The sequence below is a fragment of the Citrobacter sp. wls711 genome (genome assembly GCF_005281055.1).
GTDB lineage: Bacteria > Pseudomonadota > Gammaproteobacteria > Enterobacterales > Enterobacteriaceae > Citrobacter > Citrobacter gillenii.
The window spans coordinates 45,947-61,337 of the sequence record NZ_SZXC01000022.1; the positions used below are offsets into that span (position 1 = coordinate 45,947).

Below are 15,391 nucleotides of genomic sequence, written 5' to 3' on the forward strand. Positions count from 1 at the left end.
ATGGCGGATAAGACGCAACAGCGTCACCATCCGGCAAGTATTCAATAGTTACATCTTCGTGTACGGTTTAAAGCGCTCTTGCAGCTGGCGTAGCTGGTCAATACGGGCATCGTACCTTGCCTGCTGCTGGCTTCCCAGCTTCACCTGTGAACTTGCGCTGCTGAGCATAGAAATGGCCTGGTCAAGACGTCCCGCCAGCGCATAGCCTTCTGCGCGCGCCGCCAGTTCCTGATCGCGGTTATTCAGCGTTGCTTCCGTTTGTGCTAACAGATCCCAGCCGTTGCCGTCATCCTTATGATTAAACGTATAACGATTCAGGATGGTAGCGGCCTCTTTGGCCTGACCGGCCTGTAAATAGGCATTCGCCAGGTTAAGCTGCAATACCGGATTAACGCGCAGGTCGCGGGCGTTTTTCAGGCGATTAATTGCATCGCCGGTTTTCTTCTGACCGAGATCGATATCGGTCGCCAGGTCGAGATACCAGGCATTGTTCGGATCGGCAGACAGCAGCGGCTGTAGCGCTTTACGCGCCTCGTCGTATTTACTGTCTTCCATTGCTTGTAACGCGCGGCCATATTGCGCCGCCCGTTGCTCGCGGACGTTGCCTTTTGCCCAGTTATCCAGCAGGTCGCTGCTCAACTGGTTGCGACCCGAATTATACATGCCGAGGGTTCGCGCTTTTGCCAGGTAAAAATCTTCCGAGGATTGCACCACCGTCGGTCGCATCTGGTTAGCACGGTTACGCGCATCCGCCAGACGGCTTTCTGGCAGGGGGTGTGTCAGCAGAATTTCAGGCGGGCGCGTGGAATAGCGCGCCTGGTCGAGCAGTTTTTCCAGAAACGTCGGCATAGCCTGCGGATCAAATCCTGAGCGTTGCAGGACCTGAATACCGATACGGTCCGCTTCCTGTTCATTTTGCTGCGTAAAGCTGATCATCCCCTGACGGGTGCCGGCCAGCGTACCGGTCAGTGCTGCCATCCCCGCCTGCGGACTGGCCATCGCCAACAGAATAGAACCCAGAGCCCCCACCCAGGTCAGCGGGGCCGAGCGCTTTTGGTCTTCCATGGCGCGTGCCAGGTGGCGCTGCGTGACGTGAGAAATTTCGTGCGCCATGACCGACGCCAGCTGGCTTTCGTTATCGGAATAGCGGAAAAGCGCAGAGTGCAGCACAACGTTGCCGCCAAAGAAGGCAAAGGCGTTTATTTCATCGTTATTAATCAAAAAGAAATGGAAGGGGGTTTTGACGGAGTCCGCGTGTGAGACCAGACGCATCCCCAGAGAATTAATGTATTGGGTCAGCAAAGGGTCGTTAATTAACGGCGCACTGCCGCGCAGCTGACGTACGTAATAGTCGCCCATCTGCATTTCCTGCCCGATGGAAAGCGTGCTCCCTGCTGAGGTTCCCATATCCGGTAGGGTGTCCGCAGTGTCAGCAAATGCGGGCGCGACCTGACCGATGGTCAGTGCAGCAATGAGGGTAGCAACCAGGTTTTTTTTCAACTGCCTGAACATAACCTCTGTCCTGTATTCTTTTTTGAGATAGCCATTTGACCCATGCTGTGAAGTATCGTTCACCCTCAGACAGCTTTGGGAGTGTAACTGCGAAATTCGACGATGAACACCCAGGAAAAATGTCTTTTCACTTTGCGTAAACCGCTATAAAAAGCGAAGTCTTTTTTGTGACATTTCGATACAATTCGGGATCGCAATCCCGCTATTGAGGTTCATGGAAGGGTTTTATGCTCGAAATGTTGATGCAATGGTATCGCCGCCGCTTTAGCGACCCTGAGGCTATTGCCTTGCTGATTATTCTGGTTGCCGGTTTTGGCATCCTTTTCTTCTTTAGTGGGCTGTTAGCACCGCTGCTGGTTGCCATTGTGCTGGCTTATCTGCTGGAATGGCCCACCGTGCGGCTGGAAAATATCGGCTGTTCAAGGCGTTGGGCGACATCCATTGTACTGGTGGTGTTCGTCGGTATTCTGCTGCTGATGGCGTTTGTGGTAATGCCGGTCGCGTGGCAGCAGGGGATCTACCTGATTCGTGATATGCCCGGCATGCTTAACAAGCTGTCTGATTTTGCCGCCACCTTGCCGCGACGGTATCCGGCGCTGATGGATGCCGGCATCATTGATGCGATGGCAGAGAATATGCGCGCGCGAATGCTCAATATGGGCGATTCCGTGGTGAAATATTCGCTGGCTTCGCTGGTCGGATTGCTGACGCTGGCGGTATATCTGGTTCTCGTTCCGCTAATGGTGTTCTTCCTGGTGAAAGACAAAAGCCAGATGCTGAATGCCGTACGTCGGGTACTTCCGCGTAATCGTGGACTGGCCGGGCAGGTCTGGAAAGAGATGAACCAGCAAATCACCAACTATATTCGCGGCAAAGTGCTGGAAATGGTGGTGGTAGGCGTCGCCACCTGGCTGGGCTTCCTGCTGTTTGGCCTCAACTACTCCTTGCTGCTGGCTGTACTGGTCGGTTTTTCAGTCCTGATCCCGTATATCGGTGCCTTCGTGGTGACCATCCCGGTGGTGGGCGTGGCGCTGTTCCAGTTTGGTCTCGGGACCGAGTTCTGGAGCTGCTTTGCCGTGTACCTGATCATTCAGGCGCTGGATGGCAATCTGTTGGTCCCAGTACTGTTCTCCGAAGCCGTAAACCTGCATCCACTGGTGATTATTCTGTCGGTGGTGATTTTTGGCGGGCTGTGGGGATTCTGGGGCGTATTCTTTGCTATTCCGCTGGCGACGTTAATCAAAGCAGTCGTCCATGCCTGGCCGGATGGTCAGACGATTGACGAGTCATAGACCCTGGCGCCCGGCGGTGCAATGCCGCCGGGCCAGAACTTGTCTGACCTCTATACACACTTTCTGAATAATCTTCCTGGGTGTCGTTTTTCTCCGTATTAGCCTTTAACTTGACCAATGTGATGTCTTTTTGTCACACAAGGAATAAGACCAACAGGAGAAAAAAATGGGTCACAACACGCACACGCAACAAAAAGCGGGATGGGTTGGCTATCTCGCCTTTTTCGTCACTATTATCCTTTTTTCCGGCATGTTTTCGAAAAGTACCGACTGGTGGCGGGTGTTCGATTTCACCGTTCTCAACGGCGCATTTGGGCAGATAAACGTGGCAGGCGAGACGGCGGTCTCGTTTCGCGGTGCCGGCGGGATGGGCGCAAAAGATGGCTTTTTATTTGCGCTGGAACTGGCGCCCTCCGTCATTCTGTCACTTGGCATCATCTCCATTACCGAAGGCTTGGGAGGGTTGCGCGCGGCGCAGCAGCTAATGACGCCGGTCCTGCGCCCCTTACTCGGCGTTCCGGGTATTTGCTCGTTGGCGCTGATTGCGAATGTGCAAAATACCGATGCCGCAGCCGGAATGACCAAAGAGCTGGCGGAAGAGGGGATTATCACCGAGCAGGAACGCGCTATTTTTGCCTGCTGGCAAACCAGCGGTAGCGCGTGTATCACCAACTATTTTTCCTCAGGCGCGGCGCTGTTTACGATGGTTACCGTTCCGGTGATAACGCCACTGGCGGTGATCCTGGTCTTCAAATTTGTCGGCGCGAACCTGCTACGGCTGTGGATCGCGCAGCTTGAAAATCGCCGTACGCAGCAGGAGGCCTGAGATGGCAACACACGTACGTAAAAATGTCATGGATATGTTCATCGATGGCGCAAGGCGCGGGTTTACCATTGCCACCACCAGCCTGTTACCGAACGTGGTGATGGCGTTTGTGATTATTCAGGCGCTAAAGGTAACGGGGTTGCTCGACGTCGTCGGCCGGGTGTGCGAACCGGTTATGGCGCTGTGGGGATTGCCGGGGGAATCTGCCACCGTGCTGTTGGCGGCGGTGATGAGTATGGGCGGCGGCGTTGGCGTTTGCGCCAGTCTGGTTGTCGCCGGAACCCTTTCGGGACATGATGCGACGGTATTGCTACCGGCCATCTACCTGATGGGGAATCCAGTGCAAAATGTCGGACGCTGTCTGGGGACTGCGGGGGTTCATCCTCGCTATTATCCGCTTATTATTGCGGTATGCGTGATTAATGCGCTGCTCTCTATTTGGGTTATGCAGGTAATTACCTGACAAGGAAGGTTATGAACTGTTCAATTCTTGGTCTGACGCTGTTCCAGCGCGGACACGTTTACGCGCCTGACGATTTGGGGCAACAAGATATTCTGGTCGTGGGCGGAAAAATTGTCGCCATCGCGCCGTCTATCCTGGCAGACGATTTTCCCGGCTGTCAGTGTATCAATCTCGAGGGTGCCATTGTTTGTCCGGGGTTTATCGATCAGCACGTTCATTTGATTGGCGGTGGCGGGGAGGCCGGCCCCCACACCCGCACACCGGAAGTGCGTCTGTCACGTCTGGTTGAAGCGGGTATCACCTCAGTGGTGGGATTGCTGGGTACCGACGGAATTACCCGTCATCCGGAGTCGCTGTTGGCGAAAACCCGAGCACTGGAATATGAAGGCATCAGTGCCTGGATGCTCACCGGCGCGTATTCGTTACCTTCCCCGACCATTACCGGCAGTATTGAGCGCGATGTAGCGCTGATCGACAAGGTGATAGGGGTGAAATGTGCGATTTCAGACCATCGCTCATCAGCCCCGAATACCGCGGTGCTGGCGAACATGGCGGCGCAGTCGCGCGTTGGCGGATTATTAGGGCAGAAGCCGGGGATTAGCGTCTTCCATATGGGTGACAGCCCGCGCATGCTGGAGCCGCTGTATGACGTCCTCGCGCATTCAGATGTGCCGATCACCAAACTGCTGCCAACGCATGTTAACCGCGCGGAACCGCTGTTTGAGGCCGCCTTAGCCTATGCCCGCAAAGGGGGGTATATCGACATTACCAGCAGTATCGATGAGCCCGTGGATCCGGCAACGGCCATCGCGACCGCGCTGCGCAGCGACGTACCACTGTCGCGGATTACCTTGAGTTCAGACGGTAACGGCAGCCAGCCGGAGTTTGATGAACAGGGCAATCTGACGGGGATTGGTGTGGCCGGATTTGAATCACTGGCACACACGCTGCGCCAACTGGTGACGGTTCATGCCATTCCTCTGGAGCAGGCATTATGTCCGCTCACGCGCACGGTGGCGGAGTTTCTGGGACTTGGGCATAAAGGACGTCTGGCGGTTGGATGCGATGCGGACATTCTGGTGCTCAACGACGCGCTGGAGGTTTACCACCTGTGGGCGAAGGGCAACGCGGTGGTGAAAGAGAAAAAAGCGTGTGTTAAAGCGACGTTTGAGTAAACGACGTTGATGCCGGATAGCGGCGTAAATGCCTTATCCGGCCTACGGACTTGCGCGGATCCAGGCCTGATAAGACGCGTAGCGTCGCCATCAGGCTTAATCCGGCAAAAATAAATCAGGCGTTTTCCTGCACCCATTTCAGCACGATGTCGTGGTGATTACTGGTTTTGAAATCATCAAACACATGTTCAATCTTGCCGTCAGCATCCACCAGGAAGCTGATGCGATGAATGCCATCATAGGTTTTACCCATAAATGACTTTTCTCCCCAGACGCCAAACTGCTCGCAAACCTGGTGATCTTCATCGGACAGGAGCGTGAAGTTAAGCACTTCCTTCTCCACGAAGCGGGAAAGCTTCTCCGGTTTATCGGTGCTGATACCCAGCACTTCCACGCCGGCTTTTTTTAACTGATCCATGTTATCGCGTAAGCCACAGGCCTGTACGGTACAGCCGGGCGTCATGGCTTTCGGGTAGAAATAAACCAGAACACGCTGTCCCTGGAAGTCGGTTAAATTTACTTGTTCTCCGTCTTGATCCGGCAAGCTAAATTTCGGTGCGATATCACCGGCTTTCAGTGGGTTCATTACTTAACTCCATCCTGTTCATCATGCTGTGAGTAATTGACGACGTTAATACTGCCTTGCGCATTGAGTTCTGTACAGAGTGCTTTAAACGCATCCTCAATATTTGCCGAATCGTGTGACGCAGGGCTATGTGCGGTAATCTGAATAAACAACTGGGCAGCCTTTTCGTTCTCCGCCGGTTGGGTGCGCGAAACCAGTTCGGCAATATTCATTTGATGACTGTCGAAAAGGGCGGTAAAGCGCTCAATCAAATGGGGAGAGTCAGGGACATCAACCTGAACCCATACCGTGGCGGGCATCGCCGGGCGGGGGCGTGCGGTTGTACGCTTCATCACAATCAATAAATCCAGCTCTGCGCCTTTCAACGGCAAGGTTGATTCAATCAGGGTGATGGCATTCCAGGTACCAGACAACAGCATGATAAATGTAAACTCGTCACCCAGCATGGCCAGTCGGCTGTCTTCAATATTACAGCCACAACTGCTGACATGACGAGTGATGGTGTTCACAATTCCTGGGCGGTCGGCACCCAGCGCAGTAATGACCAGATAGTGTTGCGATGACGATGTCAAACCTGTTCTTCCTTTGAGCGGTGAGGTAATTATAAGGAAAGCATAAAAAAAACATGCATACAACAATCAGAAGGGCTCTGGTCGCTTGCTTTTATTGTCGTACCAAACGTACCATTGAGACACTTGTTTGCACAGAGGATGGCCCATGTTCACGGGAAGTATTGTCGCGCTTATTACGCCGATGGATGAGAAAGGTAAAGTCTGCCGGTCGAGCCTGAAAAAACTGATTGATTATCATGTCGCCAGCGGCACCTCGGCGATCGTTTCGGTTGGCACTACCGGTGAGTCCGCCACGCTGAGTCATGATGAACATGGCGATGTGGTGATGATGACGCTGGAACTGGCCGACGGGCGTATTCCGGTGATTGCCGGAACCGGCGCCAATGCGACCGCAGAAGCCATTAGTCTGACGCAGCGTTTCAACGACAGCGGTATTGTCGGCTGCCTGACGGTGACGCCTTACTACAACCGCCCGACGCAGGAAGGTTTGTTCCAGCATTTCAAAGCCATCGCTGAACATACTGACTTGCCACAAATTCTGTATAATGTGCCGTCCCGTACTGGCTGCGATATGCTGCCGGAGACCGTGGGTCGTCTGGCGAAAGTAAAAAATATTGTCGCTATCAAAGAGGCCACAGGGAACTTAAGTCGTGTTCACCAGATCAAAGAGCTGGTTTCAGACGATTTTATTCTGCTCAGCGGTGATGACGCGACCGGGCTGGACTTTATGCAGCTCGGTGGTCATGGCGTGATTTCCGTTACCACTAACGTAGCGGCACGTGAAATGGCTGAAATGTGCAAACTGGCGGCAGAAGGGCGTTTTGCCGAGGCGCGGGTGATTAACCAGCGTTTGATGCCGTTACACAACAAACTATTTGTCGAACCCAATCCTATCCCGGTGAAATGGGCATGTAAGGAATTGGGTCTTGTGGCAACCGATACGCTGCGTCTGCCGATGACGCCAATCACGGACAATGCTCGTGATATCGTCAAAGCGGCGCTTAAGCATGCCGGTTTGCTGTAAAGTTTAGGGAGATTTGATGGCTTACTCAGTACAAAAATCGCGCCTGGCCAAGGTTGCGGGTGTTTCGCTAGTTATGTTGCTCGCGGCCTGTAGTTCTGACTCGCGCTATAAGCGCCAGGTGAGCGGTGATGAATCCTATCTGGAGGCCGCACCGCTTGCTGAGCTTCATGCGCCAGCTGGGATGATTCTGCCGGTAACAACCGGTGATTATACCATCCCGGTAACCAACGGCAGCGGTGCTGTTGGTAAAGCGCTGGATATTCGTCCACCGGCTCAACCGCTGGCATTGGTTAGCGGTGCACGTACCCAGATCGCAGGTGATACGGCAACGTTGCTGGTGGAGAAAGGTCGTAGTAACACGCTGTGGCCGCAGGTCGTTAGCGTGATTCAGGCGAAAAACTACACCATTACCAAACGTGATGATACCAGTCAGACGCTGACGACCGATTGGGTTGACTGGAACCGTCTTGATGAAGACGAGCAGTATCGCGGACGTTATCAAATCTCGGTTAAACCGCAGGGCTATCAGCAGGCGGTAACGGTGAAACTGGTTAACCTCGAGCAGGCCGGTAAGCCGGTGGCAGATGCTGCATCAATGCAGCGCTACAGCGCTGAGATGATGAACGTTATCTCTGCGGGTCTGGATAAGACCGCCACCGACGCCGCGAATGCCGCGCAGAGCCGCTCTGCCGCCACTATGGATGTTCAGAGCGCCGCCGATGACACCGGCTTGCCGATGCTGGTGGTACGCGGACCGTTCAACGTGGTGTGGCAGCGTCTGCCAGCAGCACTTGAGAAAGTGGGCATGAAAGTGACCGACAGTACTCGTTCTCAGGGCAGCATCGCCGTAACCTACAAACCGCTGTCCGATAGCAACTGGCAGGAACTGGGCGCGAGCGATCCGGGTCTCGTATCCGGCGACTACAAACTGCAGGTCGGTGATTTAGACAACCGCAGCAGCTTGCAGTTTATCGATCCGAAGGGACATACCCTGACGCAAAGCCAGAACGACGCGCTGGTCGCCGTCTTCCAGGCAGCATTCAGTAAGTAAAAATCAAGGGCTGGATAACTCCAGCCCTTTTTTCTGGTATGATACGCAAACGTGTGCGTCAGCAGAAAAACGCAATATTTATCGTTATTTCACACCCAGGAGTAATAAAGATGCAAAAGCAAGCTGAGCTGTATCGTGGTAAAGCGAAGACCGTATACAGCACGGAAAACCCGGACCTGTTGGTGCTCGAATTCCGCAATGATACGTCAGCAGGGGATGGCGCGCGCATCGAACAGTTCGATCGTAAAGGCATGGTGAACAATAAGTTCAACCATTTCATTATGACCAAGCTGCAAGAAGCGGGCATTCCGACCCAAATGGAGCGACTGCTATCCGATACCGAATGTCTGGTGAAAAAACTGGAGATGGTCCCGGTCGAGTGCGTGGTGCGTAACCGCGCGGCAGGTTCCCTGGTGAAGCGTTTAGGCGTTGAGGAAGGTATTGAACTGAATCCGCCGCTGTTTGATCTGTTCCTGAAAAACGATGCTATGCACGATCCAATGATTAACGAGTCCTATTGCGAAACGTTTGGTTGGGTGAGCAAAGAGAATCTGGCACGAATGAAAGAGCTGACCTACAAAGCCAACGACGTGCTGAAGAAAATGTTTGATGACGCGGGTCTGATCCTGGTCGACTTCAAACTCGAGTTTGGTTTGTATAAAGGTGAAGTGGTTCTGGGCGACGAATTCTCTCCGGACGGTAGCCGTCTGTGGGACAAAGAAACGCTGGATAAAATGGACAAAGACCGTTTCCGCCAGAGTCTGGGCGGCCTGATCGAAGCCTATGAAGCTGTCGCACATCGCCTGGGTGTGAAGTTAGACTGATCCCTTCCTGAGCCGGCGATCGCTCTCCGGCTCATCAATTCCCCCCTGGTTTGATTACTCTTTCTTATGGTAATCCTGTTCCGAACCGCCTACGATCATCATCATAATGAATAAAAAGTTGAGGTGATTATGCGCTGGCAAGGGCGTCGCGAAAGCGACAATGTAGAAGACAGACGTAACCGTTCGGGCGGCGGACCGTCTATGGGCGGGCCGGGTTTTCGTTTGCCACGTGGTAAAGGCGGCATCATCCTGCTGATTGTGGTCCTTGTGGCCGGCTATTATGGCGTCGATCTCACCGGGTTAATGACCGGCCAACCTGTTTCGCAGCAGCAATCCACGCGTTCCATCAGTCCGAATGATGATGAAGCGGCCAAATTTACCTCGGTGATCCTCGCCACGACCGAAGACACCTGGGGCCAGCAGTTTGAAAAAATGGGCCGCACCTATCAGCAGCCTAAGCTGGTGATGTACCGTGGCGCGACGCGAACCGGATGCGGGGAGGGCCAGTCGGTGATGGGGCCATTTTATTGCCCGGCTGACGGTACGGTCTATATCGATCTCTCCTTCTATGACGACATGAAAAGTAAGCTCGGCGCTGACGGTGATTTTGCTCAGGGCTATGTCATTGCGCATGAGGTTGGCCACCACGTGCAGAAACTTCTAGGCATAGAACCGAAAGTTCGCCAGACGCAGCAGAATGCCTCGCAGGCGGAAGTGAATCGTCTTTCCGTGCGTATGGAGCTGCAGGCTGACTGCTTTGCTGGCGTCTGGGGCAACAGTATGCAGCAGCAGGGCGTGCTGGAAACGGGCGATCTGGAAGAAGCGCTGAACGCCGCCCAGGCAATTGGTGACGATCGCCTGCAGCAGCAGGGGCAGGGACGCGTGGTACCGGACAGCTTTACGCATGGTACCTCTGAACAGCGCTATAGCTGGTTCAAACGCGGTTTTGATAGCGGCGACCCGGCGCAATGCAATACTTTTGGCAAAGGCATTTAAGATCCTGAGGCAGGGATGTCCGATAACACCGCACTGAATGCGTTAACTGAACACATGGCCCGGGAAGGCATCCGTCGCCTGCTGATTATTAGCGGCGAGGGTCTGTGGCCTCAGGAGCGGGCGCTCGCGCTACGCAACACATTACCCGGCGACTGGCTTTGGGTGGGGGCAACGGCTCCCACTGAACCGTACTGCACGCCGCAAGCGCTACAAACGTTACTGGGGCGTGAGTTTCGCCATGCGGTTTTTGATGCCCGTCAGGGATTTGACGCTGCGGCGTTTGCCGCCCTAAGCGGCACGCTGCGTGCCGGAAGCTGGCTGGTGCTGCTGACGCCCCCCTGGCTGACCTGGCAAACGCATCCTGATGTGGATTCATTGCGCTGGAGCGATTGCGCCGAACCTATCCCTACGCCGCACTTTGTCGAACACTTTCAACGGGTGATGACCCGTGACGGACAAACCCTGCACTGGCAACAGCATCAGCCGTTTGCGCCTGGACATTTTCCCGCACGCGCTCGCTGGCAGCCAGCTAACGGCGAGCCTCAGCCAGAGCAGGCGGTCATTTTACAGCAACTGCTGGATATGCCGCCCGGCGTGGCAGCGGTAACCGCCGCGCGAGGTCGGGGTAAATCCGCGCTGGCCGGGCAGTTGATATCACGCATGAATGCAAGCGCCATTGTTACCGCCCCGGCAAAAGCGGCGACGGATGTGCTGGCGCAGTTTGCCGGAGAACGTTATCGCTTTATGGCGCCAGATGCGTTACTCACCGGCAGCGAAACCGCTGACTGGCTGATTGTGGATGAAGCGGCCGCTATTCCCGCCCCGTTGCTGCATCAGCTGGTTTCGCGTTTTCCACGTGTGCTGTTGACTACCACCGTTCAGGGCTACGAGGGAACCGGCAGAGGGTTCTTATTGAAGTTCTGCGCGCGTTTCCCCCATCTTCTGCGTTATGAACTGCAGCAGCCCATCAGGTGGGCTCAGGGGTGTCCGCTGGAACAAACCGTCAGCGAGGCGCTGGTGTTCGACGACGACACTTTTTTGCATCCCCCTCAAGGCGATATCCACTTCTCCACCTTTGAGTCGACGGCCTGGCATAGCAATCCGCATCTGCCGCTGGCGGTATACCGGCTGCTCTCCGGGGCGCATTACCGCACGTCTCCGCTGGATTTGCGCCGAATGATGGACGCGCCTGGCCAGCATTTTTTGCAGGCATCGGCGGCTGACGCGGTGGCGGGGGCCGTCTGGTTGGTGGATGAAGGCGGCTTATCCGCTGAACTTAGCCAGGCCGTCTGGGCAGGTTATCGTCGTCCAAGAGGAAACCTGGTGGCGCAATCACTGGCCGCGCACGGCAGTGACCCACAGGCGGCGACGCTCGTTGGACGTCGGGTAAGCCGTATTGCGGTTCATCCCGCCCGCCAGCGGGAAGGTATTGGGCAACGGCTAATCGAGCAGGCTCATTACTATTCCACGCAGTGTGACTATCTGTCGGTCAGTTTTGGTTATACGAGTGAGCTATGGCGTTTCTGGCAGCGCTGCGGCTTTGTGCTGGTGCGGATGGGGAATCATCGGGAGGCCAGCAGCGGCTGCTACACCGCGATGGCACTGCTGCCGATAAGCGAGGCGGGAAAACGCCTCGCCGCAACCGAACACCTGCGCCTGCGTCGGGATGCTGACGTTCTGGCACAGTGGAACGATGAGGCGATCCCGGTCGTGCCGCTGAAAGAGACTACGCTTAATGATGACGACTGGCAGGCGTTGGCTGGATTTGCTTTTGCGCATCGGCCGCTGCTCACGTCGTTAGGCTGTCTGAGTCGTCTGCTCCAGCGCAGCGAGCTACCTCTTCCGGCATTGCGCGGACGTGTCGACGAGAGATGCGGCGACGCTGAACTGTGCCAGCGACTGAAGGTGTCCGGACGTAAAACTCTGTTGTTGGTTCAGCGGGCTGAAGCGGCGCAGGCGTTGGCCCAGATCGATGCGGTCAGGACGCAACAGCTACAGAATCGCATTATGCAATGGCAATTTTTTCACTGACTTCTTCAATTTCCTAGCATGGTCATTGCGATTAAGCGGCGTAGAATTACTCTTATCAGTTAAGGAGATCGCCATGAAACATGACCATTTTGTTGTTCAAAGTCCCGATAAACCCGCGCAACAGCTGCTGCTGCTGTTTCATGGCGTCGGCGATAACCCGGTTGCCATGGGCGAAATTGGTTCCTGGTTTGCACCGCTGTTCCCCGATGCGCTGATTGTCAGTATCGGTGGGGCACAGCCTTACGGTTCCACCGGTGGCCGACAGTGGTTTTCAGTGCAGGGCGTGACGGAACAGAACCGTCAGGAGCGGGTTGATGCCATCATGCCGGTGTTTATCGACATCGTACGCTACTGGCAACAACAGAGCGGCGTTTCCCCTCAGGCTACCGCGCTGATTGGTTTTTCGCAGGGGGCGATTATGTCGCTTGAGAGTATCAAGGCCGAACCGGGGCTGGCATCGCGGGTGATTGCCTTCAATGGCCGCTACGCCAGCGTGCCGGAGGTGGCGACGACCGCCACAACGGTGCATTTGATTCACGGCGGGGAAGACCGGGTGATCGAACTGTCTCACGCCGTTGCCGCGCAGGAAGCATTAATTCGTGCCGGAGGGGATGTGACGCTGGATATCGTCGAGGATCTCGGCCACGCCATTGACGATCGCAGCATGCAATATGCACTCGATCATTTGCGTTTTACCGTTCCGAAGCACTACTTCGATGAAGCACTGAGCGGCGGTAAGCCCCACGATGATGATGTGATTGAGATGATCTAGCCCGTAGGCCGGATAAGGCGAGGTCGCCATCCGGCACTTAATGCCCGGTGGCGCTAACGCTTACCGGGCCTATGGGACTGCGGTTATTTCTTCGGCTGATCCTTGTTCGGCCAGTCATCGTCATCATCCCATTTATCGTTAAAGTCACGATGCGGGGGAAGCTCCGGTTTATTGGCGAGAAATTTTTTATGGTCAACGCGCTTGAGATCTTTGATTACGTTCAGCAGTACGCCTACCAGAAAAACCAGTACTAAAATCCACCAATACTTTGCCAGCAAGTCCATGCTCATTTCCTCTTGCAGGAACGCTCATCAGGCGACGAGCTGCTCCATGATACGTTGATACATACGGGCAAGCAGCTGTAGGTCAGCGGCATTAACACATTCATTAATTTTATGAATGGTGGCATTGACCGGCCCAAGTTCTACTACCTGCGCCCCCATGCGGGCAATAAAGCGCCCGTCGGATGTCCCGCCTGTAGTCAGTAACTGCGGTTTAATTTCATTATAGTGCTCAATGGCGTTGACCACTGCATCCACCAGTTTACCGCGATCCGTCAGGAACGGCTGACCGGAAAGCCACCAGTCGACGGTATAACGCAGCTGATGCTTATCCAGCAGCGCCAGCACCCGCGATTTGATCATCTCATCGTTGAGTTCGGTGCTGAACCGGAAGTTGAACTGGACAAAAAGCTCGCCGGGGATGACGTTATTGCTGCCGGTTCCTGCCTGAATATTGGCAATCTGCATGCTGGTCGCGGGGAAAAATTCATTACCCTGATCCCATTCAATGCCTACCAGTTCATTCAGCATTGGCGCAGCGCGGTGCACAGGGTTATCGGCCAGATGCGGATAGGCCACGTGTCCCTGAACCCCGTGAATCGTCAGGTTGCAGGTTAGTGAACCCCGACGCCCGTTCTTGACCACATCACCGACGATTTCGGTACTGGATGGCTCGCCGACCAGGCAATAGTCCAGTCGTTCGTTGCGGGCCATCAGCGCTTCAACCACCTTCACGGTGCCATTTTTCGCGCTGGCTTCTTCATCAGAGGTGATTAAAAATGCCAGACGGCCTTTATGGTTAGGGTGCTGAGCGACGAAACGCTCTGCCGCGACAACCATTGCCGCCAGCGATCCTTTCATATCCGCAGCGCCGCGTCCGAACAGCAGGCCGTCGCGAATTGTTGGCTCAAATGGCGGATTGATCCAACGATCAACATCGCCGGCAGGCACGACGTCGGTGTGACCGGCAAACGCCAGCGTCTCACCGTGTCCGCGCCATGCCCAAAAATTCTGTGTGTCACCAAAATCCATTCGCTCAACGGTAAAACCTACCGCGCGCAGGCGCTCAATCATTAACGCCTGGCACCCGGCATCATCCGGGCTCAGAGAAGGACGGCGAATAAGCTGCTGTGTCAGCTCAATAACCGGGCACGACATAGACTACACCTCATTACAATCATTAAAAAACTGCATATAACTGGATTCACTAAAACCCAGCAGCATAGGCTTACCCGGTGCGCAGAGCAATGGGCGTTTGATCATTGCAGGCATTTCAATCATCAACGCGGCGGCGGCGTCCGCAGTGGTGATGTGGCTCCGCGTGGTTTCATCCAGTTTGCGCCAGGTGGTTCCGCGCGTATTGAGCAGCGCCTCCCAACCTAACTCGTTGATAAAAGACTGCATGAGTGCGTTATCCAGACCGTCAACGCGATAATCATGGAAGCGGTACTCAATACCTCGTTCCTCCAGCCAGCGTCGGGCTTTTTTAATCGTATCGCAGTTTTTAATGCCGTAAAGGGTGACCATTTGAATCCTTATTGACGTAATTTGAATATTTATTCTTAATCTGTGTTATTGCAGATAATACATAGTGTCACTCAATCGTTATAGAAAAATATAACATTGTTGAACAACAGTGAATAATGATTCCTGAAAGTTCCAGAACCTCGGCTGGCGTGAAATTCAGAATTTACCGCTTTGCATCCGACTGTTTTTCCATCAGAATTGGTAAAGTCGTAGATTATGTATGAATATTTCAAAATATTGCCGTAAGTCACATAAAATTTATGGGTATAGCGCATAGTGATGACATACACCCCACACACGGGAGGATGCAATCACAACCATTGGTTAAATTGTCTTCTTTTAATGATGATGATTCCGTAGAATGCCCATAATAATAAGAGAGGTTGTTATGATTGAACGTGAACTGGGGAACTGGAAAGACTTTATCGAAGTCATGCTTCGTAAATAAATTTCTGGCAG

17 protein-coding genes are annotated in these 15,391 nt (G+C 54.3%); 11 read left to right on the forward strand and 6 right to left on the reverse strand.

Features of this window, described 5'->3' with window-relative positions; all coding sequences use genetic code 11:
* Window positions 1–48 precede the first annotated feature (48 nt).
* Window positions 49–1,512 carry a beta-barrel assembly-enhancing protease gene (bepA, locus tag FDW98_RS07790; RefSeq protein WP_096756193.1) on the reverse strand — a complete coding sequence of 488 codons (1,464 nt, stop codon included), beginning with the start codon at window positions 1,510–1,512 and terminating at the stop codon, window positions 49–51.
* A 227-nt stretch (window positions 1,513–1,739) separates the two neighbouring features.
* Here bepA and FDW98_RS07795 point away from each other — a divergent pair, with 227 nt between their 5' ends.
* The 4 genes from FDW98_RS07795 to iadA all read left to right on the forward strand — a co-directional run bounded on the left by FDW98_RS07795 (window position 1,740) and on the right by iadA (window position 5,268).
* On the forward strand, window positions 1,740–2,804 hold the full coding sequence (locus tag FDW98_RS07795; RefSeq protein WP_096756194.1) for an AI-2E family transporter: 1,065 nt from the start codon (window positions 1,740–1,742) through the stop codon (window positions 2,802–2,804).
* A 166-nt stretch (window positions 2,805–2,970) separates the two neighbouring features.
* Complete coding sequence (locus tag FDW98_RS07800; RefSeq protein ID WP_096756195.1) at window positions 2,971–3,630, forward strand: nucleoside recognition domain-containing protein; 660 nt, start codon at window positions 2,971–2,973, stop codon at window positions 3,628–3,630.
* 1 nt (window position 3,631) lies between these two features.
* The gene (locus FDW98_RS07805; protein WP_096756196.1) at window positions 3,632–4,093 is read left to right on the forward strand and encodes a YjiG family protein; all 462 of its coding nucleotides are present in this window, start codon (window positions 3,632–3,634) and stop codon (window positions 4,091–4,093) included.
* Window positions 4,094–4,104: 11 nt separating this feature from the next.
* On the forward strand, window positions 4,105–5,268 hold the full coding sequence (iadA, locus tag FDW98_RS07810; protein ID WP_096756197.1) for a beta-aspartyl-peptidase: 1,164 nt from the start codon (window positions 4,105–4,107) through the stop codon (window positions 5,266–5,268).
* A 115-nt stretch (window positions 5,269–5,383) separates the two neighbouring features.
* Here iadA and bcp read toward each other — a convergent pair whose 3' ends face one another.
* The gene (gene bcp / locus FDW98_RS07815) at window positions 5,384–5,854 is read right to left on the reverse strand and encodes a thioredoxin-dependent thiol peroxidase (protein WP_096756198.1); all 471 of its coding nucleotides are present in this window, start codon (window positions 5,852–5,854) and stop codon (window positions 5,384–5,386) included.
* On the reverse strand, window positions 5,854–6,426 hold the full coding sequence (locus FDW98_RS07820; RefSeq protein ID WP_019077363.1) for a glycine cleavage system transcriptional repressor: 573 nt from the start codon (window positions 6,424–6,426) through the stop codon (window positions 5,854–5,856). Before FDW98_RS07820 ends, bcp begins: the two co-directional genes overlap by 1 nt.
* A 145-nt stretch (window positions 6,427–6,571) precedes the next feature.
* On the opposite strand from FDW98_RS07820, the gene dapA reads away from it, so the two are divergent.
* From dapA to ypfH, 6 genes are all read left to right on the forward strand, one after another.
* Complete coding sequence (dapA, locus tag FDW98_RS07825; protein ID WP_096756200.1) at window positions 6,572–7,450, forward strand: 4-hydroxy-tetrahydrodipicolinate synthase; 879 nt, start codon at window positions 6,572–6,574, stop codon at window positions 7,448–7,450.
* Window positions 7,451–7,466: 16 nt separating this feature from the next.
* Window positions 7,467–8,501 (forward strand): outer membrane protein assembly factor BamC, encoded by a 1,035-nt coding sequence (gene bamC / locus FDW98_RS07830; protein ID WP_096756201.1) that lies wholly within the window; start codon window positions 7,467–7,469, stop codon window positions 8,499–8,501.
* A 110-nt stretch (window positions 8,502–8,611) separates the two neighbouring features.
* On the forward strand, window positions 8,612–9,325 hold the full coding sequence (purC, locus tag FDW98_RS07835; RefSeq protein ID WP_096756202.1) for a phosphoribosylaminoimidazolesuccinocarboxamide synthase: 714 nt from the start codon (window positions 8,612–8,614) through the stop codon (window positions 9,323–9,325).
* A 129-nt stretch (window positions 9,326–9,454) separates the two neighbouring features.
* Complete coding sequence (locus tag FDW98_RS07840) at window positions 9,455–10,321, forward strand: neutral zinc metallopeptidase (RefSeq protein ID WP_096756203.1); 867 nt, start codon at window positions 9,455–9,457, stop codon at window positions 10,319–10,321.
* 15 nt (window positions 10,322–10,336) lie between these two features.
* On the forward strand, window positions 10,337–12,352 hold the full coding sequence (locus tag FDW98_RS07845) for a tRNA(Met) cytidine acetyltransferase TmcA (protein WP_096756204.1): 2,016 nt from the start codon (window positions 10,337–10,339) through the stop codon (window positions 12,350–12,352).
* 73 nt (window positions 12,353–12,425) lie between these two features.
* Entirely contained in the window at window positions 12,426–13,124 is a 699-nt protein-coding gene (gene ypfH / locus FDW98_RS07850) for an esterase (RefSeq protein ID WP_096756205.1), read from the forward strand.
* An 83-nt stretch (window positions 13,125–13,207) separates the two neighbouring features.
* Here the strand turns inward: ypfH and FDW98_RS07855 are convergent, their stop codons facing one another.
* The 3 genes from FDW98_RS07855 to FDW98_RS07865 are packed head-to-tail and all read right to left on the reverse strand — an operon-like array spanning window position 13,208 to window position 14,932.
* Window positions 13,208–13,408, reverse strand: a complete 201-nt coding sequence (locus FDW98_RS07855; protein WP_096756206.1) for a hypothetical protein — start codon at window positions 13,406–13,408, stop codon at window positions 13,208–13,210.
* Window positions 13,409–13,435: 27 nt separating this feature from the next.
* Entirely contained in the window at window positions 13,436–14,563 is a 1,128-nt protein-coding gene (gene dapE / locus FDW98_RS07860; protein WP_096756207.1) for a succinyl-diaminopimelate desuccinylase, read from the reverse strand.
* A gap of 3 nt (window positions 14,564–14,566) precedes the next feature.
* The gene (locus tag FDW98_RS07865; RefSeq protein ID WP_096756208.1) at window positions 14,567–14,932 is read right to left on the reverse strand and encodes an ArsC family reductase; all 366 of its coding nucleotides are present in this window, start codon (window positions 14,930–14,932) and stop codon (window positions 14,567–14,569) included.
* A gap of 388 nt (window positions 14,933–15,320) precedes the next feature.
* Between FDW98_RS07865 and ypfM the strand changes: the two genes are divergently transcribed.
* A complete protein-coding gene (gene ypfM, locus FDW98_RS07870) occupies window positions 15,321–15,380 on the forward strand; it encodes a protein YpfM (protein ID WP_001386977.1) in 60 nt (19 codons plus the stop codon).
* Window positions 15,381–15,391: the final 11 nt, after the last annotated feature.